This window comes from Halomonas sp. MCCC 1A13316, assembly GCF_014931605.1.
Taxonomy (GTDB): Bacteria; Pseudomonadota; Gammaproteobacteria; order Pseudomonadales; family Halomonadaceae; genus Halomonas.
The window spans coordinates 4,062,691-4,089,687 of sequence record NZ_CP053382.1 but is presented as its reverse complement, the minus strand read 5'-3'; the positions used below and the strand labels follow the sequence as shown (position 1 = coordinate 4,089,687).

General features: G+C 64.4%; 25 protein-coding genes. 22 read left to right on the top strand and 3 right to left on the bottom strand.

What is annotated here, in order from left to right; genetic code table 11:
- Positions 1-47 precede the first annotated feature (47 nt).
- The 9 genes from pcaF (at position 48) to HNO52_RS18955 (ending at position 8,146) form a co-directional block, all read left to right on the top strand.
- Entirely contained in the window at positions 48-1,250 is a 1,203-nt protein-coding gene (pcaF, locus tag HNO52_RS18995) for a 3-oxoadipyl-CoA thiolase (RefSeq protein ID WP_197566740.1), read from the top strand.
- A 72-nt stretch (positions 1,251-1,322) separates the two neighbouring features.
- Positions 1,323-2,522 carry an alpha/beta fold hydrolase gene (locus HNO52_RS18990; protein WP_197566739.1) on the top strand — a complete coding sequence of 400 codons (1,200 nt, stop codon included), beginning with the start codon at positions 1,323-1,325 and terminating at the stop codon, positions 2,520-2,522.
- 166 nt (positions 2,523-2,688) lie between these two features.
- Complete coding sequence (locus tag HNO52_RS18985) at positions 2,689-2,991, top strand: type II toxin-antitoxin system HigB family toxin (RefSeq protein WP_197566738.1); 303 nt, start codon at positions 2,689-2,691, stop codon at positions 2,989-2,991.
- Between the two features lie 3 nt (positions 2,992-2,994).
- The gene (locus HNO52_RS18980) at positions 2,995-3,366 is read left to right on the top strand and encodes a helix-turn-helix domain-containing protein (RefSeq protein ID WP_197566737.1); all 372 of its coding nucleotides are present in this window, start codon (positions 2,995-2,997) and stop codon (positions 3,364-3,366) included.
- A 152-nt stretch (positions 3,367-3,518) separates the two neighbouring features.
- Positions 3,519-4,712, top strand: coding sequence for an MFS transporter (locus HNO52_RS18975; RefSeq protein ID WP_197566736.1), 1,194 nt, complete (start codon positions 3,519-3,521; stop codon positions 4,710-4,712).
- 9 nt (positions 4,713-4,721) lie between these two features.
- Positions 4,722-5,663, top strand: coding sequence for a pca operon transcription factor PcaQ (gene pcaQ / locus HNO52_RS18970; RefSeq protein ID WP_197566735.1), 942 nt, complete (start codon positions 4,722-4,724; stop codon positions 5,661-5,663).
- A gap of 123 nt (positions 5,664-5,786) precedes the next feature.
- Positions 5,787-6,527 carry a protocatechuate 3,4-dioxygenase subunit beta gene (gene pcaH / locus HNO52_RS18965; RefSeq protein ID WP_197566734.1) on the top strand — a complete coding sequence of 247 codons (741 nt, stop codon included), beginning with the start codon at positions 5,787-5,789 and terminating at the stop codon, positions 6,525-6,527.
- 31 nt (positions 6,528-6,558) lie between these two features.
- Positions 6,559-7,191, top strand: coding sequence for a protocatechuate 3,4-dioxygenase subunit alpha (gene pcaG / locus HNO52_RS18960; RefSeq protein ID WP_197566733.1), 633 nt, complete (start codon positions 6,559-6,561; stop codon positions 7,189-7,191).
- 424 nt (positions 7,192-7,615) lie between these two features.
- On the top strand, positions 7,616-8,146 hold the full coding sequence (locus HNO52_RS18955) for an outer membrane beta-barrel protein (protein WP_197566732.1): 531 nt from the start codon (positions 7,616-7,618) through the stop codon (positions 8,144-8,146).
- 259 nt (positions 8,147-8,405) lie between these two features.
- Here HNO52_RS18955 and HNO52_RS18950 read toward each other — a convergent pair whose 3' ends face one another.
- The gene (locus tag HNO52_RS18950) at positions 8,406-9,320 is read right to left on the bottom strand and encodes a LysR family transcriptional regulator (protein ID WP_197566731.1); all 915 of its coding nucleotides are present in this window, start codon (positions 9,318-9,320) and stop codon (positions 8,406-8,408) included.
- A 105-nt stretch (positions 9,321-9,425) separates the two neighbouring features.
- Between HNO52_RS18950 and mdlC the strand changes: the two genes are divergently transcribed.
- The 3 genes from mdlC (at position 9,426) to HNO52_RS18935 (ending at position 13,726) form a co-directional block, all read left to right on the top strand.
- Complete coding sequence (mdlC, locus tag HNO52_RS18945) at positions 9,426-11,006, top strand: benzoylformate decarboxylase (RefSeq protein ID WP_197566730.1); 1,581 nt, start codon at positions 9,426-9,428, stop codon at positions 11,004-11,006.
- Between the two features lie 42 nt (positions 11,007-11,048).
- Positions 11,049-12,068, top strand: a complete 1,020-nt coding sequence (locus HNO52_RS18940; protein WP_197566729.1) for a TRAP transporter substrate-binding protein — start codon at positions 11,049-11,051, stop codon at positions 12,066-12,068.
- Positions 12,069-12,274: 206 nt separating this feature from the next.
- Entirely contained in the window at positions 12,275-13,726 is a 1,452-nt protein-coding gene (locus HNO52_RS18935; RefSeq protein WP_197566728.1) for an aldehyde dehydrogenase, read from the top strand.
- Positions 13,727-13,804: 78 nt separating this feature from the next.
- Here the strand turns inward: HNO52_RS18935 and HNO52_RS18930 are convergent, their stop codons facing one another.
- The gene (locus HNO52_RS18930) at positions 13,805-15,472 is read right to left on the bottom strand and encodes a sigma-54-dependent Fis family transcriptional regulator (protein WP_197566727.1); all 1,668 of its coding nucleotides are present in this window, start codon (positions 15,470-15,472) and stop codon (positions 13,805-13,807) included.
- Positions 15,473-15,844: 372 nt separating this feature from the next.
- Between HNO52_RS18930 and HNO52_RS18925 the strand changes: the two genes are divergently transcribed.
- The 5 genes from HNO52_RS18925 (at position 15,845) to HNO52_RS18905 (ending at position 20,833) form a co-directional block, all read left to right on the top strand.
- On the top strand, positions 15,845-16,219 hold the full coding sequence (locus HNO52_RS18925; RefSeq protein ID WP_197566726.1) for a c-type cytochrome: 375 nt from the start codon (positions 15,845-15,847) through the stop codon (positions 16,217-16,219).
- 4 nt (positions 16,220-16,223) lie between these two features.
- Positions 16,224-16,772 carry a hypothetical protein gene (locus HNO52_RS18920; RefSeq protein WP_197566725.1) on the top strand — a complete coding sequence of 183 codons (549 nt, stop codon included), beginning with the start codon at positions 16,224-16,226 and terminating at the stop codon, positions 16,770-16,772.
- Between the two features lie 33 nt (positions 16,773-16,805).
- A complete protein-coding gene (locus HNO52_RS18915) occupies positions 16,806-18,356 on the top strand; it encodes an FAD-binding oxidoreductase (RefSeq protein WP_197566724.1) in 1,551 nt (516 codons plus the stop codon).
- A 28-nt stretch (positions 18,357-18,384) separates the two neighbouring features.
- Positions 18,385-19,851 (top strand): aldehyde dehydrogenase family protein, encoded by a 1,467-nt coding sequence (locus tag HNO52_RS18910; RefSeq protein ID WP_197566723.1) that lies wholly within the window; start codon positions 18,385-18,387, stop codon positions 19,849-19,851.
- 73 nt (positions 19,852-19,924) lie between these two features.
- Entirely contained in the window at positions 19,925-20,833 is a 909-nt protein-coding gene (locus HNO52_RS18905) for a SphA family protein (RefSeq protein WP_197566722.1), read from the top strand.
- A 184-nt stretch (positions 20,834-21,017) separates the two neighbouring features.
- On the opposite strand, the gene HNO52_RS18900 is transcribed toward HNO52_RS18905, so the two are convergent.
- Positions 21,018-21,476: a MarR family winged helix-turn-helix transcriptional regulator gene (locus tag HNO52_RS18900; RefSeq protein ID WP_197566721.1), complete on the bottom strand. Its 459-nt coding sequence runs from the start codon at positions 21,474-21,476 to the stop codon at positions 21,018-21,020.
- A 336-nt stretch (positions 21,477-21,812) separates the two neighbouring features.
- On the opposite strand from HNO52_RS18900, the gene HNO52_RS18895 reads away from it, so the two are divergent.
- The 5 genes from HNO52_RS18895 (at position 21,813) to dctP (ending at position 26,981) form a co-directional block, all read left to right on the top strand.
- The gene (locus tag HNO52_RS18895) at positions 21,813-23,654 is read left to right on the top strand and encodes a feruloyl-CoA synthase (protein WP_197566720.1); all 1,842 of its coding nucleotides are present in this window, start codon (positions 21,813-21,815) and stop codon (positions 23,652-23,654) included.
- 126 nt (positions 23,655-23,780) lie between these two features.
- The gene (locus HNO52_RS18890) at positions 23,781-23,939 is read left to right on the top strand and encodes a hypothetical protein (RefSeq protein ID WP_197566719.1); all 159 of its coding nucleotides are present in this window, start codon (positions 23,781-23,783) and stop codon (positions 23,937-23,939) included.
- A 189-nt stretch (positions 23,940-24,128) separates the two neighbouring features.
- The gene (locus HNO52_RS18885; protein WP_197566718.1) at positions 24,129-24,755 is read left to right on the top strand and encodes a glutathione S-transferase family protein; all 627 of its coding nucleotides are present in this window, start codon (positions 24,129-24,131) and stop codon (positions 24,753-24,755) included.
- 183 nt (positions 24,756-24,938) lie between these two features.
- Positions 24,939-25,304, top strand: coding sequence for a cupin domain-containing protein (locus HNO52_RS18880; protein ID WP_197566717.1), 366 nt, complete (start codon positions 24,939-24,941; stop codon positions 25,302-25,304).
- Positions 25,305-25,847: 543 nt separating this feature from the next.
- Complete coding sequence (dctP, locus tag HNO52_RS18875) at positions 25,848-26,981, top strand: TRAP transporter substrate-binding protein DctP (RefSeq protein ID WP_197566716.1); 1,134 nt, start codon at positions 25,848-25,850, stop codon at positions 26,979-26,981.
- Positions 26,982-26,997: the final 16 nt, after the last annotated feature.

Here is a 26,997-nt window from a genome sequence, read left to right as displayed (position 1 = left end):
ACGGTCTGCATTCGTCACGTTCTACAGCGGATTTCAGGAGATTTTTTATGACCGATGTCTTTCTTTGTCATCCGCGGCGCACCGCCATCGGACGCTTCGGCGGTACCCTGGCCAGCGTGCGCCCCGACGATTTCGCCGCCACCATCTTCAAGGCGGTACTTAATGATGCGCCGGATCTCGATCCGGCCGCCATCGATGAAGTCTTCATGGGCTGTGCCAATCAGGCCGGCGAGGACAACCGCAACGTGGCGCGCATGTCGGCGCTGCTGGCGGGCCTGCCCACTTCGGTGCCCGGCACCACCATGAACCGCCTGTGTGGCTCCGGCATGGACGCAGTGGGTACCGCCTTCCGCGCCATCAAGGCCGGCGAGATGGAACTGGCCTTGGCCGGCGGCGTGGAATCCATGTCCCGCGCGCCCTACGTGCTGGGTAAGGCCGACAGCGCCTTCTCCCGCGGCCAGAAGATCGAGGACACTACCATCGGCTGGCGCTTCGTCAATCCGCTGATGAAGAAGGCCCACGGCATCGACTCCATGCCTGAGACCGCCGAGAACGTCGCCGAGCAGTTCAAGATCTCCCGCGAGGACCAGGACGCCTTCGCCCTGCGCTCCCAGCAGAAGGCCGCCGCCGCCCAGAAGTCGGGCCGCTTCGCCATCGAGATCACGCCGATCGAGATTCCCCGGCGCAAGCAGGAGCCGCTGGTGTTCGACACCGACGAGCACCCGCGCGAGACCACCCTGGAGAAGCTGGCCGGCCTGCCGACGCCATTCCGCGAGGGCGGCAGCGTCACCGCGGGTAATGCCTCCGGGGTCAACGACGGCGCCGCCGCCATGCTGGTGGCAAGCCAGGCCGCGGTGGAGCAGCATGGACTCAAGCCGATGGCCCGAATCATCGGCATGGCCACCGCCGGCGTCGAGCCGCGCATCATGGGCTACGGCCCGGTGCCCGCGGTACGCAAGCTGCTCGAGCGCACCGGCGTGACCATGGACGAGATCGACATATTCGAGTTCAACGAGGCCTTCGCCGCCCAGGCACTCGCCTGCACGCGGGACCTCGGGCTCGCCGACGACGACCCGCGGGTCAACCCCAACGGCGGTGCCATCGCCCTGGGCCACCCGCTGGGCATGTCCGGCGCGCGCCTGCTGCTCACCGCGGCCCACGAGCTGCAGCGCAGCGGCAAGCGCTATGCGCTGTGCACCATGTGCGTGGGCGTGGGGCAAGGGATTGCGACCCTGATCGAGAAGGCCTAAGAGAAAAGAGTGGAACCAGGCCGGCGGTGACGAGCTGCCGGCTTTTCCCGTTGCACTGCTGGGAGAAGGAACATGGCATTTCTGAACGTCGACGGCCGCAGCGTCGCCTATCGCCTGCTCGGCCCCGAGGCGCTACCGCTGGTGGTGCTGGCGCATCCGCTGGGCATGACCCAGGCGGTGTGGGACGACCTGCTGCCGGCACTGCTGCCGCGCTACCGCGTGCTGACCTGGGACCTGCCCGGCCACGGTGCCAGCCAGGCCTGGCCGGAGGCGGACGGCGAGATCACCCCGGCAGCGTTGGCCAGCGAGGCGCTGGCATTGGCTGAGCATGCCGGCGCCTCGCGCTTCCACTTCGTCGGTACTTCCATTGGCGGCGTGGTCGGCCAGCAGTTGATCGCCGAGCATGCCGAGCGGCTCTACTCCGCCACCCTGACCAACACCGGCGCGGTAATCGGCAATAGCGAGTTGTGGACCACTCGTGCCGGGCGTGTGCGCGACGAAGGCTTGGCGGCCATGTCCGGCGATATCGTGCCGCGCTGGTTCTCGGCCCAGCGGCTCAAAGCAGAACCCGCCCTGGAAGCCGGCTGGTGTACCCAGATGGCACGCACCGACGGAGAGTCCTACGCCCGGCTGTGCGAGATGCTCGGCCGCACCGACTTCCGCGGTAAGCTCAAGGGGCCGCTGGCGCAGCATCCGAACGTCAGCGTGCACCTGCTCGGCGGCAGCGAAGACGTGGCCACGCCGCCCGAGACCCTACAAGCACTGGCCGGCGAGTGCGGCGGCGCGCCGCTGGAGATTCTCGAAGGCTTCGCCCACGTGCCCTCGGTCGAAGACCCCGCTGCCACGGCCAAGCGACTGCTGCTATGGATGGCTGCCGATCGCGAAGACGTCGGCGAGCATGGCGTGAGCTACGCCGAGGGGCTCGAGACCCGCAAGCAGGTACTCGGCGAGTCGCACGTCGCGCGCTCCACCGAAAACGCCAACAGCCTCGACGCGCCGTTCCAGCAGATGATCACACGGCTGGCCTGGGGCGAGCTGTGGAGCAACGACGACCTGACCCGGCGCGAACGCAGCCTGATCACTACCGGCATCCTCGCCGCGCTGGGGCGCGAGGAGCTTACGCTGCACCTCAAGACCGCCAAGCGCATCGGCCTCAGCGAAGCCGAGCTGCGACAGGTGCTGATGCACGTGGCCATTTACGCCGGGGTGCCCGCGGCGAACCACGCGTTTGCATTGGCGAAAGAGCTGGGCTGGGGCGAGGAGAAGGGCTGACTCGAGGCAAGGCAGGAAGTCATCTACGGCTTCCTGTTCGGTTCTCGACCTTGTGGCGCCATGCGGGGCGAGGTGAGTGGCATCACCATGGTCTGGTGGAACGGTGGGTCAGCATGGGGAACCTCTCGCCTTGCGCTTGGTCCCATACTGGGACATCATTGGTTCCATGAGGATCATCGCCATCAAGTATTTGCGTGACTTTTGGCGGCAACACCCCGATGCCAAGGCGTCACTGGAAGCCTGGATCGATGAGGTGAAGCATGCCGACTGGAAAGATGCGCACGACATCAAGGCTAAGTACCGCAGCGCTAGTCCTGTGGGCAACAAGCGCGTCGTGTTCAACATCAAGGGTAACGACTACAAGTTGATCGTTGCCGTTGCCTACCGATTCGGTGCGGTCTACATCAAGTTCATCGGCACGCACGCGGACTATGACAAAGTGAATGCCGAAATCGTAGAGATGGAGTAACCCATGGATATTCGCCCCATTCGTACCGAGGACGACTACCAGGCCGCCCTGCGGGAAGCTTCTGCCTATTTCGACAATGAGCCGGAACCCGGCTCCGAGGAAGGCGACCGCTTCGAGATCCTCCTGACGCTGATCGAGACCTTCGAAGCCAAGCATTTTCCCGTGGACCTGCCGGACCCTATCGAGGCCATCAAGTTTCGCATGGAGCAGCAAGGGCTCACGCCCAAGGATCTAGAGCCCGCTATTGGCCGACGCAACCGCGTCTATGAAATCCTGAACGGCAAGCGGAACCTGACCCTCGCCATGGTCTGGAAACTTCACGACATGTTCGGGATTCCTGCCGAGAGCTTGATCAAGCCCCCTCACCACGCTTGATATTCGATTGTGTATCGGCAGCCATTCGTCCAGTTTGCCTGGAGCTTTTTGTTAGGGTGCTAATAAACTGTGCCGCATGGCATCATCCCCAACCGGCCTTATGGCCGGTTTCGGTTTTATAAGCAGGGCATCCGCGACCAGGAGAGTAGGGCATGACCCAGGACACCACCACATCGCCGCCGAACGAGCTGCGTCAGGCCCTGCTGGCCTATGGCCTGCTGTGGTGCCTGGGGCTCTATCTGCGCCTCACGGTGCTGGTGGTCCCGCCGCTGATCCCCCAGCTCAAGGCGGTGCTGGGCTTCTCCAGCAGCGACGTGGCGATCGCCACCAGTCTGCCGCTGGTCACGCTGGCCTTCGGTGCACTGCTGGCCGGTTGGCTGCTGGCGCGGGTCGGTACGCGCTCCAGCATGCTGCTGGGGCTCGCCATCATGGCGTTGGGCAGCGCACTGCGCAGCCTGCCAGAGGGCATCCTGCCTTTCCTGCTGGCGACCGTATTGATGGGCACCGGCATTGCCTTCATGCAGACCGCAATGCCGGTACTTGCCAAGCTGTGGGCGCCCGGCCGCATCGGGCGCGCCTCGGCGGTGTACACCAATGGCCTGCTGGTGGGCGAGCTGCTGGCGGCGGGCACCACCGGGCCGATGGCCGCGGCCTGGCTCGGTGCCCAGTGGCAGTGGGCCTTCGCCCTGTGGGTCGCCCCGGTGCCGCTGCTGATGCTTGCGCTGATCGTCGGCTGTCGGCACCTTCCGGCCATGGCGAACGGCTCCCGCACCGCGAGCCTGACCCTGCCGGATCCCAGCGATAGTCGCATGTGGCGCCTGGTAGCCCTGCTCGGGGCGGCGGCGGCACTCTACTTCACCGGTAACGTCTTCCTGCCGCCGCTGCTCGAGGCCAGCGAACGCCTGTCGCTGTTGGCGCCCAGCCTGACGGCGCTCAACGGTGCCCAAATACTCTCCTCGGCGCTGCTGATCTACTATGCTGACCGGCTGATGGGCCGGCCCCGGCCACTGATCGGCATCACGGCGCTGGCACTGCTGGCCCTGCCGCTGATGCTGTGGCTGCCGGGTGGCCACGTGGTGTGGGCTTCCGGCGTCTTCGGCTTCTTCACCAGCGCGCTGTTCATCTTCGTGCTGGCGCTGCCGGCGTGGCTGGTGCGCCTCGATGCGCTGCCCCGATTGATGGCCGGCATGCTGTGCTTCGGGTACCTTCTTGTATTCGCCATCACCGTGGTGGGCGGCTGGCTCAACGACCTTTCAGGCACCGTGGCGCTGGCCTTCCTGCCCACGCTGCTGATCAGCCTGGTGGCCATGGCCGTCACCCGGCGGTTGCTCGCTTCCCGTCAGTAGGAAACCCGCATGCTCAACGCCCGCATCAAGCTGCGCCATCTGCAGGCCTTCCTCGAGGTGGCCCGCCAGCGCAGCTTCGCCCGGGCCGCCGAGCGCTTGGCGATCACCCAGCCGGGCATGTCCAAGGCCATTCGAGAACTCGAGGAGAACCTTGGCGCCGCGCTGTTCGAACGTACGCCCCAGGGCGTGGCGCTGACCCAGGCGGGCCTGACCCTGCTGCGACACGCCGGGCCGGCCATGCGTGCGCTGGAGGAGGGCGTGGCCGCCGTCGGCGATACTCACCGCGGCGACCGCTGGTTGCGCGTGGGCGCGCTCTCTACGGTGGAAAGCCAGCTACTGCCCGAGGCCATCCGGCGCTGGCACGCCGAGCCTGGCGGGCAGAACGACGTCGGCGTGAACGTGGTAACCGGCTCCAGCGCCTTCCTGCTTTCGCGCCTGCGCCGCGGCGAGCTCGACCTGGTGGTGGGGCGCATGACCGAGGCCCGCGAGATCCGCGACCTGGCCTTCGAACACCTCTACTACGAACCGCTGCTGCTCAGCGTGCGCAGCGGCCACCCGCTGGCCGGCGTTTCGCCTCTCGAACCCGCCCGGCTGGGCGACTTCCCCTGGGTATTGCCACCGCCCCAGACCACCCTACGCCAGCAGGTCGACAGCTTCTGCGTACGCCACTCGCTGACCTTGATGAGCCAGCGGCTCGAGACCCTCTCGCTGCCCATCAGCCGGCACTACACCTTGGAGAGTGACGCCATCTGGGTCGCGCCCGAGGAGGCCATCGCCGAGGACGTGGCGGCGGGGAGGCTGTGTCGGCTAGCCGTCGACCTGGAAGCCCAGGGCGGCTCCGTGGGGCTCTGCTTCAATGCCAGCATGGAAGCCTCGCTGGCGCGGGAGGCCTTCTGCGAGGTACTGCGCGAAGTCAGCGCCAAGCGCGGCTCGGGTAGCGGGGCAAGGTAGCCGTCATGTCGGCAGCGCAGCATAACCCACTGGTTATGGGGGCTGCCCGAGTCGTCAATTGGCGCACCCGCGGCAAGGCGCCACACTGGGCGGGATAAGATTACTCTCCCAAGAGACGACACCATGCAAGATCTCAACAAGCGCTTCGTGGAGCGCGACCGTAACTGGCACCCCCCGGCCTACGCCCCTGGCTACAAGACCTCGGTACCCCGCTCGCCGCAGCAGGCCCTGGTCAGCATGCAGCAGCCCAGCGTTTCCGAGCTTTCCGGCCCCGACTTTCGCCACCTGCGCATGGGCCCGCACGACAACGACCTGCTGCTCAACTTCCGTGAAGACCCGTCGCTTTCTGGCGCGGCCGGCCTGCCGGTCGGCGAGCGCATCATCATGTTCGGCCGCGTTGTCGACCAGTTCGGCAAGCCGGTACCGCATACCCTGGTGGAGATGTGGCAGGCCAACGCCGGCGGCCGATACCGCCACAAGAACGACCGCTACCTCGCTCCGCTGGACCCCGGCTTCGGCGGCGTTGGCCGCACCCTGACCGACGAGCAGGGCTGGTACCGCTTCCGCACCATCAAGCCCGGCCCCTACCCCTGGCCCAACGACCCCAACAGCTGGCGCCCTTCGCACATCCACGTCTCGGTGATGGGTCCCTCAATTTCCACTCGCCTGATCACCCAGATGTACTTCGAGGGCGACCCGCTGATTCCGCTGTGCCCCATCGTCCACACCCTCAAGGACCCGGATGCGGTCGAGACCATGATCGGCCACCTCGACATGGCGCGCAGCAAGCCCATGGACTGCCTGGCCTACCGCTTCGACCTGGTGGTACGCGGCGAGCTGCAGACCTATTTCGAAAACCAGTAAGCGGGTTCGAGAATCAGTGAGGGGAAAAGAGATGAAGCAACCGAATACCGTTCCCGCCAGCGAACTGATGCTGCGCGAAACCGCCTCCCAGACCGCCGGGCCCTACGTGCACATCGGCCTGGCGCTGGCCTCCGCCGGCAACCCGACTCGCGACGAAGAGATCTGGAACGAGATGGCCAAGCCCGAAGCCGAGGGCGAGCACATCGAAGTCGTGGGCACCGTGATCGACGGCAACGGCGACCTGGTGCGCGACGCCTTCCTCGAGGCCTGGCAGGCCGACGCCAACGGCGTCTACCAGCCCGAGTTCGACCTCGAGAAGCCGTTCAACAGCTTCGGGCGCACCGCCACCACTTTCGACCACGGCAGCGAATGGTCGCTGAAGACCATCAAGCCCGGCCAGGTGACGCACCCCAACGGGCGGCCCATGGCGCCGCACATCAACCTGGCGATCTTCGCCCGCGGCATCAACATCCAGCTGCAGACCCGCCTCTACTTCGAGGATGAGCGTGAAGCCAACGCCGCCTGCCCGGTGCTCTCCCGCATCGAATCGCCGACCCGGCGCCAGACGCTCATCGCCAAGCGCGAGGAAGTCGACGGCAAGGTGCGCTATCGCTTCGACATCAAGCTGCAGGGCGAAGGCGAGACCGTATTCTTCGATTTCTGACCAGCGTCACCGTAGCGAACCCGGGCACGTTAGGGGCCACAGCAAGAGAGCCAGCGCACTGCGCTGGCTTTTGTCTTCTTGGTTTACGTTGACCTGGGTCGCTGTTGCAAGCCCAGCGTGGTGGGGAAGTGGCTATCGATGCTGTCAACGCCGGTGATCTCAAAGCACTGCCCAATGATCGACAGGCCGGCATGGCTGCTGAGGGTGCGGCGACTGGCGCGGGATTTGACGTTGGGCATAGTACTGTCTGGGTGAATGGCGATATCCGCTATATTTTCATGTAGGTCAGTGAGTTATAGGTATTCCAGGGGGCTGCCTCACGGATTCAGGTAGAAGGAAAGGACAGTCGAGTTACACTATATTGTTAGAAGGTATAAAAGGTTAGTCCGGATGATTCTTGCGGGGTTGTGACTAGGAGCAGGTCATGAACAAAACGAAAATCATCGGTGCCATTTTGTTGACGCTGGGTCTGACGAGCAATGCCCTCGCAGAGAATGGCTTCTATGGTGGAGCGAGCATCGGGCAGGCGACCATCGATGCGTGCGATGGTGTCACCAATTGCGACGATAAGGACACCAGCTGGAAGATCTTCGGCGGTTGGGAGATGAATTCGAATATCGCCTTCGAGGCCGCCTGGGTAGATTTTGGTGAGGTCAGTGGATCCGAAGACGGTTCGGCAATCAGCGCCGAAGCGGACGGCTGGACGCTCGCTGCGAAAGGCATTCTGCCCCTCAACGAGCAGTTCGGCGTGTTCGGCAAGTTCGGCATGATTATGTGGGATGTTAAAGGGGGCGGTGCTGCTTCCGGCATTAACGACGATGGCACTGACCCCATGTATGGCCTCGGCGGTCAATATATGTTCACTGATCAGCTCGGCATTGTCGGTGAGTGGGAGTGGTATGATATTGACGATGACATTGATCTGTTTTCCATCGGTGCATTGTTCAAGTTCTAAACTGCTCGGTCACGTACAGAGTAGGAGGGGGAGTTGCCTCCCCCGTTCTCTCACACCACCGGGCAAGATGAATTTGAAATCAGCGCCTGTTATTTCCGACGCCGGGTTCCGGGACGTTTCTACTGTCGCCTTATCACGCAATGCAGTCGGCAGCCATTGATCCAACACTTCCAGCAGGCAGCTCACATCGACCAGGCTGAAGTAGCTGGCTCGTCCACGTAGGACTAGCCGCGGCCGTGTTGGTTGCTAATCGGGGGCGCTAATCGGTGAACGCGGCTCCCTCCCGCTCCCCAATCGCCTCGATGATGCTCTCGCAGAACCAGCGCTGCGACGGAGAGCGGCTGGCCTGGGCCTGCCAGTGAAGCGCGACTTCGAACTCGGGTACGTGAAAGGGCAGTTCATGGATGGTCAGCGGCGAGCCTTCGGTGAAGCTGGCGGCGACCTGTAGCGGCATGATGGCGATCAGGTCGCTGTCGTGGAGCACCCGAGGCAGAACCGAGAAGTGCGGAATCTCGAGGCTCACCTTGCGCTGGATACCCTCCTGGCGCATCACTTCATCGACCATGCCGTGCCCGGAAGAGGAGGTCACGGCGACGTGGCGAGCGGGGATGAAGCGTTCGCGGGTCAGGGGGCCATCGCCGAAGCGTTCCTGGTTGAGCAGGCACACGTAGCGGTCCCTCAACAGCACATGCCGCGCAATCGCCGCACCCATCAGCGGGCGGCTGCAGATCAGCGCGTTGACCCGGCCGGCGGCCAGCCACTCCTCGGCGTGCTCGATCTCCAGCGGCACCACTTCCAGCTCGGCCTGCGGCGCCTGATCGTGCAGGCGGCGCATGAGCTTCGGCAGCAGCGCCATTTCGCCCAGGTCGGTCAGCGCCAGCCGGAAGCGGCGGGTGCAGGTCGCCGGGTCGAAGTCGCGGCTGCTCTCGATGGTGTCCTGCAGCTGCTGCAGAGCGTCGCGCAGCGAGGGGTAGAGCTGGCGGGCGGCAATGGTGGGCTCCATGCCCTGGCGGGTGCGCACGAACAGGCGGTCCTCGAAGAGGTCGCGCAGCCGGGCCAGCGCGTAGCTGACCGAAGGCTGGGTGACGTAAAGCCGCTCGGCCGTCTGGGTGACGCTGCCGGTTTCGTACAGCAATACAAAGGTACGCATGAGGTTGAGGTCGATGTGATTCATCGCATAGACACGCTTTATTTTTCATAGAAAGAATATCGATTTGCTTGATTGTAGCAGCGGCGACTAGCGTGAAGGCACGTACCGCACAAGAACAAGGATTCGAGCATGCCGAGCGTTCACGCCGTCACCTATTCACTCCTGCGCCGCCAAGGCATCACTACCGTTTTCGGCAACCCCGGCTCCAACGAGCTGCCCTTTCTCAAGGGCTTTCCCGAGGACTTCCGCTACGTGCTCGGCCTGCACGAAGGCGTGGTGGCCGGCATGGCCGACGGCTACGCGCTGGCAAGCGGCCGGCCCGCGTTCGTCAACCTGCACGCCGCGGCGGGCACCGGTAACGCTATGGGCGCGCTGACCAACGCCTGGTATTCGCATTCGCCGCTGGTGATCACCGCCGGGCAGCAGGCGCGCTCGATGATCGGCGTGGAGTCGATGCTGGCCAACGTGGAGGCGCCGCAGCTGCCCAAGCCGCTGGTCAAGTGGAGCTACGAGCCGGCCTGCCCCGAGGACGTACCGCGGGCGCTGAGCCAGGCGATCCACAGCGCCTCGCTGCCGCCGCGGGGGCCGGTTTATGTCTCGATTCCCCACGACGACTGGGACCGCGAAGCCGGAGAGGATGCCGCGCTGGTGGTCGAGCGCGAGATCGACCACGCCGGGTTGCCGTCGCCCGCGCAGCTCGAGCGGCTGGCTCAGCGGCTCAATGCCGCCGAGAACCCGATGCTGGTGCTGGGGCCCGAGGTCGACGCTCGCCAGGCCAACGGGCTGGCCGTGGAGCTGGCCGAACGCTTGAGTATGCCGGTGTGGGTGGCGCCTTCCGCCTCGCGCTGCCCCTTCCCCAATCGCCACCCCTGCTTTCGCGGCGTGCTGCCGGCGGCCATTGCCGGCATTGCCGCGCAGCTGGAGGGGCACGACCTGGTCGTTGTCGTCGGGGCGCCGGTGTTCCGCTACCACAAGTACGCGCTGGGGCGTTACCTGCCCGAGGGGGCGCGGCTGGTGCACATCACTGGCGATGCCAACGAGGCGGCCCGTGCACCCATGGGCGATGCCCTGGTGGGCGATATACACGCCACCCTCGAGGCGCTGCTGCCGCACATCGCGCCGAGCGAGCGGGCCATGCCTGAGCCGTTGCCCAAGCCGGCAGCAGCAGAGGATGGAGAGGGGCGCCTGGCCCCGGCGAACGTGTTCGATACCCTCGATGCGCTTGCGCCGGAGGACGCCATCTACGTCAAGGAGTCGACCTCCACAGTGGAGATCTTCTGGGAGCGCGTCGAGATGCGCCAACCCGGCAGCTACTTCTTTCCCGCCGCGGGCGGGCTCGGTTTCGGCCTGCCGGCGGCGCTGGGCGTGCAGCTCGCCCAGCCGCAGCGGCAGGTGATCGGCGTGATCGGCGACGGTTCGGCCAGCTACGCCATCACCGCACTGTGGAGCGCCGCGCAGTACCGCATTCCGGCGGTGCTGATCATCCTCAGGAACGATACCTACGGCGCCCTGCGCGGCTTCGCCCGCCACATGGCGGTCGACGATGCCCCCGGGCTCGACGTGCCGGGAATCGACTTCTGTGCGCTGGCTCGCGGCTACGGGGTCGAGGCGCGCCTGGCCGACTCCCGCGAGGCCCTGGAGGTCGCCTTGCAGGAAGGCTTCGCCATTGACCGGCCGCTGCTGATCGAGGTACCGACCCTGCCGACCTGAGCCCCATCACATAACCAATACAACGACAAAGAGGTCACCGACATGAAACACGCCATTTCACGCCTGCTGCTCGCCACTTCCGCACTGGGGCTGTGTGCCTCGGCCGGCGCGGAAACCACCCTGCGCATGGCGCATCTGTGGCCGGAGGGCTCGGCGGTCAACCAGGAGATCTACCGGGCCTGGGCGGAGCAGGTGGAGCAAGATTCCGGCGGCGAACTCAAGGTCGAGATCTACCCCTCGCAGACCTTGAGCAAGGCCGACCAGGCCTATGACGCGACGGTCAACGGCATCGCCGATATCGCCGTCACGCTGCAGGGCTATACCGCCGGTCGGTTCCCGCTCACCGAGATCGTGCAGTTGCCCGGTATCGTCAACAGCGCCTCCCAGGGCGCGTGCATCCTGCAGACGCTCAATGAAGAAGGCGATATCACGGGGGAGTACGACGATACCCGCGTGCTGTTCCTGTTCACCACCGGGCCGGCCTACCTGCATACCCGTGACACCGAGATCCGCACGCCGGCCGACCTCGAGGGGCTGCGCATCCGCCGACCCAGCGAGGTGGCCGGTGAGATGCTCGCCAGCATGGGCGCCCAGCCCTTGGGCATGCCGGCGCCGGACATCTTCACCTCGCTGCAGCGCGGGGTGATGGATGGCCTGAGCTTCCCTTGGGAGGCGATGAAGGTGTTTCGCATCAACGAGCTGACGAAGTATCACCTGCAGGTGCCGTACTACGCCGGTGCCATCGTGGCGACGATGAGTCAGGCGAGTTACGAACGCCTCTCTCCCGAGATGCAGGCAGTGATCGACGAGAACAGCGGTATGGAATGGGCCCAGCAGGCGGGGCGGGTCTTCGACGAGCTGGACAAGGCCGGTCGCGAGGAGGCCGTGGCCCAGGGCGACACCATTCACGTCGTAGCGGACCCGCTCAACGATCCCGACTGGGCCGAGCCGCTCAACCAGGGCACCGAGAACTATCTCGAGCGGCTCGAGGAGCGTGGACTGGATGAGGCCCGCGCCATCTACGAGAAAGCCATGGGCCTGCGCGAGCAGTGCGAGGCGTAAGTACTAGGCTCTGTCCGTAAAGTGCCTGCGCTCGGCCATACGGCGTTAAAAATCGGTTCAAAATACTCATTTACAGCTCGTAAACTCCGTTATTTCACCGATTTTTGCCTTGTCTGGCCATCGCTCGCCGACTTTTCAGACAGAGCCTAATATCAGGTCTACCGGTTTCCACCAAAACACTTCACTAAAACAACACGGAGCACGCCATGAATACCCTGGACTTGCTGATCGGCGGCCGATCCCGACCCGCCCACGAATCTGCCACCTTCGAGCGCGCCAACCCTTTTACTGGCCAGGCCACGACCACGGCGGCGGCCGCTTCGGTTGCGGACGCCAATGCCGCAGCGGATGCCGCAGGGAAGGCCTTCGAGGCCTGGTCGCAGAGCGGCCCCGGCGAGCGGCGCATGAAGCTGCTCAAGGCGGCCGAGCTGATGGAGGCCCGCCAGGCGGAGTTCATCGAGCGCATGGTGGACGAGACCGGTGCCACGCCGGCCTGGGCTGGCTTCAACGTGATGGTGGCCGCCGGCATGCTGCGCGAGGCGGCGTCGTTGACCACCCAGATCCAGGGCGACGTGATTCCCTCCAACGTGCCCGACAACCTGGCCATGGGCGTACGCGTGCCCTGCGGCGTGGTGGTCGGCATCGCGCCGTGGAACGCGCCGATCATCCTCGGCACCCGGGCCGTGGCCACGCCGCTGGCCTGCGGCAATACGGTGATCCTCAAGGCCTCGGAGCAGTGCCCGGCGACCCATCACCTGATCGGCGAGGTGCTGGTCGAGGCGGGGCTCGGCGAGGGCGTGGTCAACGTGATCACCAACGCCCCGGCCGACGCGCCCGAGGTGGTGGAGGCGCTGATCGCGCATCCCCAGGTCGCTCGGATCAACTTCACCGGTTCCACCGCGGTGGGGCGCATCATTGCCGAGAAGGCGGCGCGCCACCTCAAGCCGGTGCTGCTGGAGCTGGGCGGCAAGGCGCCGTTCCTGGTGCTGGACGATGCCGACCTGGACGCCGCCGTGGACGCGGCGATATTCGGTGCGTTCTTCAACCAGGGGCAGATCTGCATGTCCACCGAGCGGCTGATCGTCGATGCCTCGGTGGCCGACGAATTTGTCGACAAGCTGGCCACGCGTGCCGCGGCGCTCAAGGCCGGCGACCCGCGGGGGGAGGGCAATGCACTTGGCACCCTGATCGGCGCCGAGGCGGGCAAGAAGCTCAACGACCTGCTCGACGATGCCGAGAGCCACGGGGCACGGCTCGCCAGTGGCGGCAAGGCGGAAGGCGTAGTCATGCCGGCCACGGTGGTGGATGGCGTGACGCCGCAAATGCGCCTCTACGCCGAGGAGTCCTTCGGGCCGGTGGTGGCGGTGATGCGCGTCGAGGGCGAGGAGGAAGCCCTTCGAGTCGCCAACGACAGCGAGTACGGCCTCTCGGCGGCGGTGTTCAGTCGCGATACGGCGCGTGCATGGAAAGTGGCCGGGAAGATCCGCTCGGGCATCTGCCACATCAATGCCCCCACGGTGCACGACGAGCCGCAGATGCCCTTCGGCGGCACCAAGTCGAGCGGCTACGGGCGCTTCGGCGGCAAGGCGGGCATCGAGGCGTTCACCGAGCTGCGCTGGATCACGGTGCAGTTGGGGCCGCGGTACTATCCCATCTAGCCGCTCTCGCCCATATGGTTTGGCTCGGTCCAGCCCCGACCGGTCGAGCCGCGGCTCACGTATGCGCGAAAAAGCGTCTCAGCGCAGGCCGTATTTTTTCAGTCGATAGGCATAGGCGGGGCGTGTCATGCCCAGCCGGCGGGCGGCGGCAGTAATGTTACCGTCGCTGCCGGTCTGCGCTGCCAGCAGCATTTCCTTCTCGATATCTTCTAGGCTCAAGCCGGCATCGATCAGTGCAGCTATGTGCCGGTGAACGCTATCCGCTTCGCCCGTTACCGGGGTGGGCGCGGTCAACATGCCACGCGCATCGAGTCCTTGCCCCTTGTCACGCTCCATGCCGGGCATGCGGGAGTCGCCGAAGAGCGCCTTTTCACTGACGTGCTTCTGGTGACTGGTCAGAATCAAACCCCGCTCCACGGTATTCTTGAGTTCGCGAATATTTCCGGGCCAGGGGTACTCCGCCATCGCCGCACGGGCCTGATCGGTGAAACCCAGGGTGCGGCGCTGATACTGGCGCTCGAAGTGTGCCAGGAAGTGCTCCGCCAGGGGGCCAATGTCCTCGCGTCGCTCACGAAGCGACGGCACGGCCAGGGTAAAGGCGTTGAGCCGATAGAAGAGATCTTTGCGGAAAGTGCCCTGCTCGACCCGTTGCATGAGGTCGGTATGGGTGGCCGCAATGATTCGAACATCCACGCGCTTAACCGATTGCCCGCCGACGCGCTCGATCTGGTGCTCCTGCAGCGCTCGCAGCAGGGCGGCCTGGGCACGCGGCGAGAGCTCGGCGACCTCATCGAGGAACAGCGTGCCGCCGTCGGCTCTTTCGAAGCGCCCCATGCGCGATTGCACCGCCCCCGTATAGGCGCCTTTCTCGACTCCGAACAGCTCCGACTCGACCAGGTCCGGCGGGATCGCCGCGCAGTTGACCGCAACGAAGGGGCCCCGGGCGCGCTGGCTTCGCTCGTGCAGGCGCTGGGCGAGGATCTCCTTGCCGGTACCGGTTTCTCCCAGCAGCAACACCGGGACGTCCGACGGCGCGGCGCTGTCGAGCAGCGCCAGCATATCCAGGAAGGCCGGGGCCGAGCCGATGGGGGCCCAGTCGTCCTGGTCCGGCGTGCGCACCCGGTCTTCCTCCAGGGTGGCGAGACGTGCCTGCAGCTCGTACAGCTCATCGATCAGCGGCGCCTCCCTGAATTGCTCGGCGAAGGCGGCATGGTCGGGCCACTCCTCGGCCAGCCGACCGATGATGCGACACTCCGCATCGCCGCAGCCGCGGCAGCTTACCTCGCGAAACTGTACCTCACGCCCCAGCAACTGGCTGGCATAGGCGCAGGCGTAGCCGAGCAGCGTCCAGCACACCGGTTCGCTCTGGGGGCCGTGAGCCTGCCAGGCATCCACCTCGAAGGAGCCCTTCCACACGAACTCGCTGTAGAAACGGTCTTTCTCCAGGTCCATCTCGAGCTTGATCGGTATCGCCTGCACGTGACCTTGCAGGGCATGCAGTTGCGGGCCGGCCAGGTAGCTCTCCTCCAACTCTTCCTCACCGCCGCGAAGCTTGTGCCCCAGTTCGGCGTCCGTCAGGCCCGAGTAGTAGCCCAACCGCATGAAGATACCCCGTGCACGCTTCATGCCCAGCGTATGGATCAGCTCGTTGCGAAAGAAGGCCGAGGCGGCGAGCGGCATCAGCAGCATGCGCTGCTCCCCCAGCCAGATCTGCCCCTCCTCCGGCAGGAAGCGCAGGGCATCCATCAGGTCTCGGGCACTCGGATAACGGGGGATGGAGGGCATAGGGCTCGGGTCGGTTGGAGACGCTTGCAGCAGGATATCACTTGGTTCGGCGGGCGAGGAAAAGGCGTGAAAGGTAAGGGTTCACCATATGCTCAGGGGCTCACCATATGGTTAGGCAAGTTGCGAACATTCGTCCGTATTACGTACTTCTTTATTCATAATCGCGCAGCGTAGCGCCGTGGCGTGGGGACGTTTTTTCCGTTTTCGGCACGGTTCTTGACAGTAGTTGTGGCGGAGCCCGACGCTAACCTATTGATTTATACTAAAGTATAAGAGTCAGCATCGGTGCCTCCACTGTGACCAGCCCTTGACGAACAGACGGGTGACACCGACATGCACAGCACAACAATTGCGCCTTCCTGGCGCGTCCCCTCGCTCATAGGCACGCCCTTGATCCTGCTCGGCGCGCTAATGCAGCCGGCTATTGCCGCGGCTGAGCCCGATGAGCGTGAGCCTGCCGAAATCTATCGCCAGGTTTGTTCCTACTGCCACGCCAGCGAATACGGGGTGGGACCCGACACCATCACCATGGCCGTTCCCGAGGCTGGAAGGGAGGCCTGGAGCACCCATATCCGCGGGGTCGTGCGCAACGGTCGCGCGGCGATGCCTGCCTTCCGGGACGCCAAGATCAGCGATGCCGAACTCGATGCCCTGGCCGAGGCCTTGGCGCGGGGTGACTTCGCCGAGCCGGAAGCAGGGGAGGAGTAAGCCCATGCAGCTGACACGTCGACAACTGATCAGGAACGGCCTGCTGATGGGGGCCGCGTCGCCCTTCGCCGTGGGCGCTACGTGGGCCGCTAAAGCCGGGGCGGACGGTGAGGAGGAGTACGGCGAAATCATTCTCTATGGGAACGATCGCTCGGCAGCCGAGCTGGGGTCGGGCCTGCGTGAGAAAGGCTGGATGCCTCGTTATGCGGGCAGCTTCGACCCGTTGGCCCTGGCGGCGCTGCCCGCCAACCGTCTGGCGACGGGGTTCACCGACGAAGCCGGCTTGGTGCTGCTCTCCAGCCTGCTGGCGGGGCGCGGCCGGATCCTGGCTCTGGGGCGCCATGGGTCGGCAGGACATCGGCTGCTGAGTCACCGTGGCCGGATCATGGAGCCCCTGGTGGCAGCACAGGGCAGCTGGCAGGCCGCGCTGGGGCGTGAATATGCACGCTTGGCCCTTAGTCAGGAGACGAGGCGAAGCGCGCCGCAGTTCCGACACGCCGATGTCGATGATGCGGCCTGTGGCGAGGAACTGAGCTTCCTGGTTCGCCTTTAGGTTCCCTGAACAGAACAAACGAGAGACGACTTCATGAGCACTAACGAGCGCATTCTGCCCAAGGGCGTATCCGAGACAGATTTCGATGCCGCGCTGGATCGCTTCCGCGAGACCCTCGGTGCCGAGCATGTCCTGACCGACAGCGACCGACTGGCCCCCTACAGCAAGATCATGATGGCCGGCGACAGCGACGATTACATTCCCTCCGCCGCCCTGCTGCCGACCAGTACCGAGCATGTGCAGGCCATCGTGCGTGTCTGCAACGAGTATCGGATACCGATCTGGACCATCTCCACCGGGAAGAACCTGGGCTACGGCAGTGCCGCCCCCGGCGAGACCGGCCAGGTGATCCTCGACCTGCACCGTATGAACCGGATCCTGGACGTCGACCCCGATGTCTGCACGGCACTGCTCGAGCCGGGTGTCACCTACCAGCAGCTCTACGACTACATCAAGGAGAACGACCTCAAGCTGTGGCTGGATCCGCCGGCACCTTCGGCCATCGCCGGGCCGGTGGGCAACACCCTGGACCGGGGCGTGGGCTACACCCCCTATGGCGAGCACTTCATGTTCCAGTGCGGCATGGAAGTGGTTCTGGCCAACGGCGAGGTGGTGCGTACCGGCATGGGCGGCATCGAGAACTCCAGCTCTTGGCAGGTCTTCAAGTGGGGCTACGGTCCCTATATCGACGGTCTTTTCACCCAGTCCAATTTCGGCATCGTCACCAAGATGGGCCTGTGGCTGATGCCCGAGCCGCCGGCCTACCGCCCCTTCCTGATCCAGTACCAGGATCCGGAGGACATCGAGGAGATCGTCGATGTGCTGCGCCCCCTGCGCATCGCCCAGATTATCCCCAACGCCGTGGTCATCGTGCATACCCTGTGGGACGCGGGTACCCATGTCACGCGCAAGCAGTACTACGACGGCACCGACTCCATCCCGCGCGAGGCCATTGAGCGCATCAAGGCGGACGAGGGCGTCGGCGAGTGGAACGTCTATGCGGCGCTCTACGGCACGCCGGAGCAGATCGAGGTCAACTGGAAGATCGTCGAGCAGGCCTTCGGGGCGAGTGGCAAGGCCAAGATCATGTATGGCGAGGAAGCCGAACGGCGCGGCGGCGGCTTCTCCTATCGCTCGGCCTTGATGAAGGGCGACATGAACCTGCAGGAGTTCGGCCTCTACAATTGGCGCGGGGGCGGCGGCTCCATGTGGTTCGCCCCGGTCTCCCAGGCCAAGGGTAGCGAGACCAAGGACCAGACCGAGCTGGCCCAGCGCATTCTCGGCAAGTACGGCTTCGACTACGTCGCCGAGTACATCGTCGGCTGGCGCGACATGCACCACGTCATCGACCTGCTCTACAACCGCCAGGATCCGGAAGAGACCCAGCGCGCCCACGACTGCTTCGCTGAGCTGATCGACGAGTTCGCCAAGCGCGGCTACGGCCTCTATCGCACCAACACCGAGTTCATGGAGCAGGTCGCCGGCACCTTCGGCGAGCCGCTTCGCGAAGTTCACCGAACCCTCAAGCGGGCGCTGGATCCCAACGGCATCCTGTCGCCCGGCAAATCGGGCATCCGGCTTTGAGGTTGTCGAGTAACAAGGAGTAATTACCATGAGTGACGCTTACCGTGACTTCCATCTCCAACCCATCGCCGGCGAGTGGCGCGAAGGCGCAAGCGAACGCTGCAATGAGGTGACCAACCCCTTCGACGGCAGCTCGCTGCTCTCGATCCGCCTGGCAACATGCGAAGATCTGGATACCGCCTTCGTGGCGGCCGAGCGGGCCCAGTCCGAGTGGGCGGCGACCCCGCCGGCCGAGCGCAGCGCTCTGCTGCATCGGGTGGTGGCGATCTTCGACGCACGCAAGGAGGAGATCGTCGACTGGCTGATCCGCGAGTCGGGCAGTACTCGTCTCAAGGCCAACGTCGAGTGGGGCGCGGCCCGTGGCATTACCCTGGAGGCTGCCAGCATGCCAGGCCGCGTACACGGCATGACGCTGCCCTCCAACGTGCCGGGCAAGGAGAACCGTGTCTACCGCAATCCGCTGGGCGTGGTGGGGGTGATCAGCCCGTGGAACTTCCCGCTGCATCTTTCCCAGCGTTCCATCGCTCCGGCGCTGGCGCTGGGTAACGCCGTGGTGGTCAAGCCGGCTAGCGACACCCCTGTCACCGGCGGCCTGCTGCTGGCGAGGATCTTCGAGGAGGCCGGCTTGCCCGAGGGGCTGCTCAGCGTGGTGGTGGGAGCCGGCAGCGAGATCGGCGATGCCTTCGTAGAGCACCGCGTGCCGCGGCTTATCTCCTTTACCGGCTCCACCCAGGTTGGCCGCGGCATCGGCCGCATTGCCAGCGGCGGCGAGCATATCAAGAAGGTCTCGCTGGAACTGGGCGGCAACAGCCCTTTCGTGGTGCTGGACGATGCCGATCTCGATCAGGCAGTGAACGCCGCGGCAATGGGCAAGTTCCTGCACCAGGGCCAGATCTGCATGGCAGTCAACCGCATCATCGTTGCCGAGAACCTCTACGACGTCTTCGTCGAGCGTTTCGTGGAGAAGGTCAAAGGACTGCGAGTGGGGGACCCCGACGACATGGCCACCGTGGTAGGGCCGGTGATCAATGCCAAACAGCGTGAAGGGCTGGAGGCGAAGATTGCCACTGCCCGGAAGGAAGGCGCGACCGTGCTGCTGGAAGGCGAGATCCAGGGGCAGCTGGTGCCGCCTCATGTTTTCGGTGACGTCACGGCGGACATGGAGATCAGCCGCGAGGAGATCTTCGGCCCGCTGGTGGGTATCCAGAGAGCCCGCGACGAGGCGCATGCCTTGGAGCTCGCCAACGGCACTGAGTACGGCCTGTCGAGTGCCGTGTTCAGCGGCGACCTGGCGCGAGGCCTGCGCTTCGCCCAAGGCATCAAGGCGGGAATGACCCATGTGAACGACATGCCGGTCAACGACGAGGCTCACGTGCCGTTCGGCGGCGAGAAGAATTCCGGGCTAGGCCGCTTCAACGGTGACTGGGCCATCGAGGAGTTCACTACCGACCACTGGGTCAGCGTACAGCAGACACCACGCGCCTATCCGTTCTGATCTACGAGCGGCAGCCCTGCCTCTCCTTGCGAGGAGCGGCAGGGCAAGCCACCAACAAAAGAGAAAACTCTTGATGAAGACTTCGACACTTTCCTGGCTGGTTGCCTTGGGGGCCAGTCTCGTCGTCACGCCCGCTCTCGCCGTCAACGGCCACTATCCACCGGGAATCGAGGGGTTGAGCGCGGCCGCCGCGCCACCCGAGGGGCTCTATTACCGAGGCTACCTGCTCCACTATGACGTCGACCGCTTCAACGACGCTTCGGGTGATGCCGTGCCCGGCAACAACAGTGGCTCGGTCACCGCGCTGGCCCATCGCTTCATCTGGATGACCGGCAACCGGTTCCTCGGGGCCGACTACGGGATGGAAGCGATCGTGCCGATGCTCGACATCGAGTTCGACCTGGATATTGCCGGTGGGCAGGGTTTCGACGATGACGGCATCGGCGACGTCTTCGTCGGCCCGCTGATCCTGGGCTGGCATGGGGAACAGTGGGACGCCACCTTCGCCGCCGGACACTGGTTCGACAGCGCCGACTTCGAGGCTGGCAACCCGGCGTCGGTAGGAAAGGGCTACGGCACGACCATGTTCACCCTGGGGGGCATCTGGCACTTCGATGCCGAGCGGCGCTGGAACTTCTCAGCCCTCTCTCGCTACGAGATCAAAACCGAGCAGGACGTGACCGGCATCACCCCGGGAGACAGCTGGCTGGTGGAGTGGGGTTTCGGCCATCGCCTGGAAAGTGGTCTCGAGCTGGGCCTGGTGGGATACGATGCCTGGCAGCTCGAAGCCGATGACGGCGCACCGACCGGCGCCAAGGCGGAGCGCCACGCCATCGGCGCCGAGGCGGGCTACCTCTGGCCCACGGCCGGGGTCATGCTCAAGGGGGCTGTCTACCACGAGTACGATGCCGAGGCGGGTGGGCTGAAGGGGCTAGAGAGCGAGGGCGATACCTTCCGCCTGCAGCTGACCAAGTTCCTGTAAACAGCGCTTGGGCTACGCGGCGTTGGCGTGCTCGAAGGAGTCATTGTTCATCCCCCTCGCTCGGCAATTGTTGGGCGAGGGGTTCGATGAAAAAGACGATCCCCATAGCTGCTAAGCGGGCGCGACCCCAAAAACGGGACATGCCCTCTCCCTGATCCGCTGGAAAGCGCTCACCGCTACCTGTTCAGCCTCCCTTCCTGGCCTCGATGATGCGGTCGAGAAGATCGAGCAGCCACTCGCGCTCACCTTCCTTCATGAAGCTGTCGAAGTTGTCTTCCCCCGCGGCGACCTTGCGGTTGAGCCGCTCGGTGAAGGTCTTGCCCTTTTCCGTCAGGTAGAGCGCATAGGAGCGACGGTCGTTCTTCGACTTGCGGCGCTCCACTACCTCCATGCTCTCCAGCTTGTCGATGGCCGCCACCATGGCCGAGCGGTCCACGTCCAGGGCCGTGGAAACCGCCGACTGGGTAAGCCCCGGATTGTGGTAAATGATGGCGAGGATACTAAACAGCCCCGGGGTAATGCCTTCCTGGGCACAGGCTTCGAAGAACACGTCGAAGTAGACGAGCTGCGCTCGGCGTAGCTTGTAGCCGAGGCGCGATTGCAGCATGGAGTAATCGATTCCGTTCTGGTCGTCGTTGCTCATAGGTTGGTCGGCCCTGACGTTGGGTGAGCCATGAGGCGGAAAGCAGCGAACAGCCTATCGGATACCGGTCGGCGAGGCCCGCTAGGGCATCTACTTTAGTCGCAGCTCAGCCAGGGCAACCGTCTCCGTTGTACGTCTCTCCGCGCTTATCTCTTTGATCTGAAAGCTTTCGTTATCTGCCTTCGGCTCATCGGACTATAATGTTATGCTGGCGAAATGTTTGACACACCAACAATTTAAAAAAATACTGGACTCCATGTTACCAAGGCTCCCATGCCGAGGGTAGCGAGATGCCCCTTTCGATGCTGATAACGATCACAAACAGCCGGAGCGCCCATGTCTCACTCCTTTCGCGATGTCCATCTGGGCACCGCCACTGCCAAGCTGACTCTGCGCGATGACGGAACCCGACTTCTCAGCGTCGAGGAACCCCTCGGCGCCTATCCCGACACGCTGCTCGATTGCCTGGAGCGCTGGGCCCACGAAGCACCCGACCGCACCTTCGTGGCACGACGCGACGGTACCGGCGAGTGGCAGCGCCTGAGCTACGCGGAGACTCTGACGCGGGTACGCAGCCTGGCGCAGGGGCTGCTGAACCACGGCCTGAGCGTCGAGCGGCCACTGACCATCCTCAGCGGCAACTCCATCGAGCACCTGCAGCTGGCGCTGGCGGCAATGTACGTGGGCATCCCCTTTGCCCCGGTATCGCCGGCCTATTCGCTGGTCAGCCGCGACTTCGGCAAGCTGCGTCATATTGTCGAGCTGCTCACCCCCGGCCTGCTGATGGTCGACAAGGCCAAGGATTTCGCACCGGCCCTGGCGGCGGTGCAGCCGGCCGACTGCGGCTGCGTGGCCGTGGACCCGGCAGGATTTCCGGGCGTGAGTGCCTTCGATACGCTACTGGATACGCCCGTGACCGCGGCGGTGGATGAAGCCCGTGCGGCCGTCACCCCCGAGACCATCGTCAAGTTCCTGTTCACCTCCGGCTCCACCGGCATGCCCAAGGGGGTCATCAACACCCATCGCATGCTCTGCGCCAATCAGGAGATGTTGGCTTCCCTGATGCCTTTCATGCGCGACGAACCGCCGGTACTGGTGGACTGGCTGCCCTGGAACCACACCTTCGGCGGCAACCACAACGTCGGCATCGTGCTCTACAACGGCGGCAGCCTCTACATCGACGACGGCCGCCCGGTGCCGGGCGAGTTCGAGACCACCATCGCCAACCTGCGCGAGATCGCACCGACGGTCTACTTCAACGTGCCCAAGGGCTTCGAGATCTTGGTGGACTATCTGAAGCGCGAGGATGCCCTGCGTGAGACCTTCTTCTCCCGCCTCAACCTGATGTTCTTCGCCGCGGCGGGGCTCTCCCAGCACATCTGGGACGAGCTCGACCGCCTGGCCATCCGGACCCTGGGCTGCAAGGTGGGCATGCTGACCGGCCTGGGCGCCACCGAGACCGCGCCCTCGGCGATGTTCGCCTCCTTGGAGGAATCCAGGTCGGGCGTGGTGGGCCTGCCCGCCCGCGGGGTGACGATCAAGCTGGTGCCGAACGGCGGCAAGCTGGAGTGCCGGGTGAAAGGCCCTAACGTGATGCCGGGCTACTGGCGCCAGCCCGAGGTCACCGCGAAGAGCTTCGACGAGGAGGGCTACTACTGCCTGGGCGATGCGGTCAAGTTCATCGACCCGGACGACCCCCAGCGCGGCATGAGCTTCGACGGACGCATCTCCGAGGACTTCAAGCTGGATACCGGCACCTGGGTCAGCGTCGGGCCGCTGCGGGCGCGCATCATCGAAGCCGGCGCCCCCCACGTAAAGGACGTGGTGATCGCCGGGATCGACAAGCCCTATGTCTCGGTCATGGTATTCCCCGACCTGGAGAAGTGTCGCGAACTGGCGGGGCTGGGCGGCGCGGCCGATGCCGCCGCGGTGCTGGCAAGCGATTCGGTGCGCGAGCGATTCCTGCAGATGCTGCGCGACCTGGACGCCCACAGCACGGGTAGCTCCACCCGGGTGCGGCGCCTGGTGCTGCTCGACGGGCCGCCGCGCCTGGATGCCCACGAGATCACCGACAAGGGCTCGATCAACCAGCGGGCCGTGCTGGAGAACCGGGCCGACATCGTCGAGGCGCTTTATCGCGAGCCACCGCCTCCGAGCGTAGTGAGGCTTGAATGCTGAGAGGACGAAAGCGGAGGGGATGAAACAAGCGTCATGGCGCATGCGACTAAAGGCTAAGAAATTGGACTAAAGTCTAACTCTAGGTTATTCTGTTAGCATCCTTATGAAATAACCGGGGTCCATGCCATGACTACCCAAACGATTTCTCTCGACGTAACCGCTACGGCTCCTAAGGCCTCCCTGCTCAAGCGCTTCGGCCTGGCCGCCTATCGTCTGCTTGAGCGGATGACCGAGAGTGCCTACCGCCAGAACCAGGGCCGCTTGCGCTACAACTTTTATATCTGACGCAAGAGCTCACGCCTGCATCGAGGCGGGGCGGCAACTCGATACGACGCAAAGAGCCAGCGCACAGCGCTGGCTCTTTGCGTTATGGAAGGGGTATTTTGCTTAGGTGGTGTCGATTCCGCCCGCAGCGGTTCGAGTGGATCAAGAGCCAAGGAAACAGCGAATCCATGCCAAACCACGGAGCTGACAATGATCACACTCTACGGCACGCCCCCGACCCGCACCCTACGGGCCATCTGGCTGCTCAACGAACTGGGCCTGGAGTACGAGACGCGCCCGGTGGACCTCATGCAAGGTGAACACCAGCAGCAGGCATTCCTTTCTCTCAACCCCGCCGGCAAGATTCCCGTGCTGGTCGATGGCGACCTCGTGCTGACCGAATCGGCTGCGATACAGCTCTACCTGGCCGAAAAGTACCCACAGGCGGGTTTCATCCCGGATACTGTCGAGGAGCGGGCCCAGATGCATCGCTGGAATTTCTTCCTGGTGACCGAGATCGAGCAGCCACTGTGGCGCATTGCGCGCCAGACGTTCATTTACCCGGAAGAGCAACGGTTGCCCCAGGATGTCGATCAGGCGAGGCAGGAGTGCGTGGAGATGGTGGCCGTGCTCGAGCGGCATATGAAGGAGCGCGAGTACCTGGTGGGCAACCGGCTCAGCGTGGCCGACTTCAACGCCGCCTATACCCTGGACTGGGCGAACGAGGAGGACATGCTCGGCGATGCGCCGCGGCTGAGAGAGTTCCTGAAGACGATGTACTCCCGCCCCACGGCTCCACCCACCATCGCCGAAGCGTTCGCGGCGCTGGAGAGCTAGCGCCTCTAAGGCAAGCTGGTCTTGATACCGGATGGTGATGGTCAAAGCCTCAACTGCCATGTGCGGAAGGGCATAACTGTCCCTGTTTTGTCTCGCCTCGCTCGGCTAGCGTAGCTATATCGCGGCCGATTGCGGGGCGAGCCAATTCGGCGACTCGAACGGTCTCCGACGAGGGGAGGGGAAATGGACTACAAGGCGATCGATATCCAGCAGAAGCTTGGCCTGCTCAACGAGCAGTGGTCACCCAGGATGATTGCCGAGATGAACGACTACCAGTTCAAGGTGGTCAAGCTGGAGGGCGATTTCGTCTGGCATGATCATCCCGAGACGGATGAGGTGTTCCTGGTGATCAAGGGCAACCTGCGCATCGACTTCCGCGATGGTGCGGTTAACCTGGCCGCCGGTGAGATGTTGGTGGTCCCGAAGAGCGTCGAGCACAAGCCTTTCGCCGAGCAGGAGGCGGAAGTGATGCTGATCGAGCCGCGCGGGGTTCTGAATACGGGGCAGGCCGGAGGCGAGCGGACCGCCGAGAATGACGTCTGGATCTGAGCTGGTTCAATTCTGGCAGTTAGGCGAATCATATCCGAGCCCCACAAGCGCCAGCCCATCGACACGAGCGATCTTGCGCAGCAAACGGTTGATCTGTCTTCCGCTAGGGTCTCGCTGGAAGAGCTGCTTACCTTGGCCGCTTCGTCTTCAATTCGCGTCATAGCTGAAGATGGCGAAAGCTATATGATCTCGCGCCTGGTGGTCTAAGCGCTGACAAGCTTCGCCCAGCAGCTTGGTTTCGTGTTACCTACTCGAGTCGGGCTTTCAACCAGGGTCCAGGCGCTCGCTCTGCTGTGCCAATGAAGGTGCTTGGGCGACTCCCGCTTGGCTCCGTTCCTCGATCTTCGACCCGAAATCTCTCTCCTGCCCCGTACCGGGGCGGCATCACTGCGCCTGGAGAAAAGCCCCAGGCCAGCGAGCGCTGACGCCTATACCAAAGTCGGGTATCAGGAGGGGTTGCTGTCTGGACTATAATCGGCTTTCAAATAGATGGTAATAACCATTGTTTTATACACAAACAAATATAAGCCGCCGAGGTAACCCATGACACGTCGCACGCTGTTCAAGACCCTTGCCGTCGCCGCTACCGTCGGGAGCCTGGCGCTCGCCGGCCAAGCCCAGGCCCGCGATCTGCGCATGGCGCCCGGTGTGCCGCCGGCGCATCCCGCCTACAACCCCATGTTCACCGAATTTGCCGAGCGTCTGGCCGAGAAGACCGATGGTGAACTGACGGGCAACCTGCTGGGGACCGAGGTGGCCAACATCGGCAACATGCGTAACGCCATCAAGAGCGGCCTGGTGGAGGTCGGTCTCTTCCTGCCGGCCTACTTCCCGGCCGACCTGCCCGAGATCAACCTGGTCGGCGACCTGGCTTTCCTGGGTACCAATCCCCATGCCATGGGCGCGGCGGTAACCGAATACATCGTCACCTGTGCCGAGTGTCAGCAGGAGCTCAAGCAACTGGGCATCGTCTATACCAGCTCTCATGCCTCGGATCTCTACCGGATACTGAGTACCGAGCCGGTACGTTCTCTCGACGACCTCCAGGGGCTGCGCATGCGAGTGGGTGGTCCCCAGTACTCTCGCTGGGCCGAATCCGTGGGGGTGTCGCCGGCCTCCATCCCGGTGGGGGAGACTTACGAATCGCTCTCCCAGGGTGTGATCGAAGGCACCATCGCTTCCGTTGCCGACATCATCTCCTTCCGGCTGGATGACGTGCTGAATTATGTCACCGATGTCGAGCTGGGCACTTTCCATAGCACCATTTCCCATGCGGTCGGTCAGCAGGCGTGGGACTCGCTTGCTGCCGAGCAGCGTGAGGCGCTGGTGCATGCCTCGGTCGAGGCATCCGCCGCCATCACCCAGCGCTGGGGTTACGAGATGGCCGACGAGGCCCGCGAGGTTGCACGCGAAAGCGGTATCGAGATTCTGGAACCCGAGCCCGAGCTGATGGAGGCCGTAGAGGCCTTCCTCGAGGAAGACCTGGTCTATGCCGCGGAGCAGGCGGAGAGCCGCCACGGCGTGGAAGATGCGTCGGCCAAGATCGAGCGTTTCCAGTCGCTGGTGGAGAAGTGGACCGCCATCGTCGAGGAGGTCGGCGCGGATCCCGAAGCGGTTGCCGAGGCCATGAATCGCGAGATCTGGGACGGGGTGGATTTCTCCACTTACGGAACCTGATGCCGCCAGGCTCCTA

Bases quoted from the DNA above. Each gene is read 5' to 3' on its own strand.
- HNO52_RS18940 (WP_197566729.1), top strand. From the start codon at position 11,049: ATGAAACACGCCATTTCACGCCTGCTGCTCGCCACTTCCGCACTGGGG.
- HNO52_RS18890 (WP_197566719.1), top strand. From the start codon at position 23,781: ATGACTACCCAAACGATTTCTCTCGACGTAACCGCTACGGCTCCTAAG.
- HNO52_RS18925 (WP_197566726.1), top strand. From the start codon at position 15,845: ATGCACAGCACAACAATTGCGCCTTCCTGGCGCGTCCCCTCGCTCATA.
- HNO52_RS18980 (WP_197566737.1), top strand. From the start codon at position 2,995: ATGGATATTCGCCCCATTCGTACCGAGGACGACTACCAGGCCGCCCTG.
- pcaQ (WP_197566735.1), top strand. From the start codon at position 4,722: ATGCTCAACGCCCGCATCAAGCTGCGCCATCTGCAGGCCTTCCTCGAG.
- HNO52_RS18975 (WP_197566736.1), top strand. From the start codon at position 3,519: ATGACCCAGGACACCACCACATCGCCGCCGAACGAGCTGCGTCAGGCC.
- HNO52_RS18985 (WP_197566738.1), top strand. From the start codon at position 2,689: ATGAGGATCATCGCCATCAAGTATTTGCGTGACTTTTGGCGGCAACAC.
- HNO52_RS18900 (WP_197566721.1), bottom strand. From the start codon at position 21,476: ATGAGCAACGACGACCAGAACGGAATCGATTACTCCATGCTGCAATCG.
- pcaH (WP_197566734.1), top strand. From the start codon at position 5,787: ATGCAAGATCTCAACAAGCGCTTCGTGGAGCGCGACCGTAACTGGCAC.
- pcaG (WP_197566733.1), top strand. From the start codon at position 6,559: ATGAAGCAACCGAATACCGTTCCCGCCAGCGAACTGATGCTGCGCGAA.
- HNO52_RS18990 (WP_197566739.1), top strand. From the start codon at position 1,323: ATGGCATTTCTGAACGTCGACGGCCGCAGCGTCGCCTATCGCCTGCTC.
- HNO52_RS18880 (WP_197566717.1), top strand. From the start codon at position 24,939: ATGGACTACAAGGCGATCGATATCCAGCAGAAGCTTGGCCTGCTCAAC.
- HNO52_RS18910 (WP_197566723.1), top strand. From the start codon at position 18,385: ATGAGTGACGCTTACCGTGACTTCCATCTCCAACCCATCGCCGGCGAG.
- HNO52_RS18895 (WP_197566720.1), top strand. From the start codon at position 21,813: ATGTCTCACTCCTTTCGCGATGTCCATCTGGGCACCGCCACTGCCAAG.
- HNO52_RS18885 (WP_197566718.1), top strand. From the start codon at position 24,129: ATGATCACACTCTACGGCACGCCCCCGACCCGCACCCTACGGGCCATC.
- pcaF (WP_197566740.1), top strand. From the start codon at position 48: ATGACCGATGTCTTTCTTTGTCATCCGCGGCGCACCGCCATCGGACGC.
- HNO52_RS18920 (WP_197566725.1), top strand. From the start codon at position 16,224: ATGCAGCTGACACGTCGACAACTGATCAGGAACGGCCTGCTGATGGGG.
- HNO52_RS18935 (WP_197566728.1), top strand. From the start codon at position 12,275: ATGAATACCCTGGACTTGCTGATCGGCGGCCGATCCCGACCCGCCCAC.
- HNO52_RS18915 (WP_197566724.1), top strand. From the start codon at position 16,806: ATGAGCACTAACGAGCGCATTCTGCCCAAGGGCGTATCCGAGACAGAT.
- HNO52_RS18905 (WP_197566722.1), top strand. From the start codon at position 19,925: ATGAAGACTTCGACACTTTCCTGGCTGGTTGCCTTGGGGGCCAGTCTC.
- HNO52_RS18930 (WP_197566727.1), bottom strand. From the start codon at position 15,472: ATGGATGCCCTGCGCTTCCTGCCGGAGGAGGGGCAGATCTGGCTGGGG.
- HNO52_RS18955 (WP_197566732.1), top strand. From the start codon at position 7,616: ATGAACAAAACGAAAATCATCGGTGCCATTTTGTTGACGCTGGGTCTG.
- mdlC (WP_197566730.1), top strand. From the start codon at position 9,426: ATGCCGAGCGTTCACGCCGTCACCTATTCACTCCTGCGCCGCCAAGGC.
- HNO52_RS18950 (WP_197566731.1), bottom strand. From the start codon at position 9,320: ATGAATCACATCGACCTCAACCTCATGCGTACCTTTGTATTGCTGTAC.
- dctP (WP_197566716.1), top strand. From the start codon at position 25,848: ATGACACGTCGCACGCTGTTCAAGACCCTTGCCGTCGCCGCTACCGTC.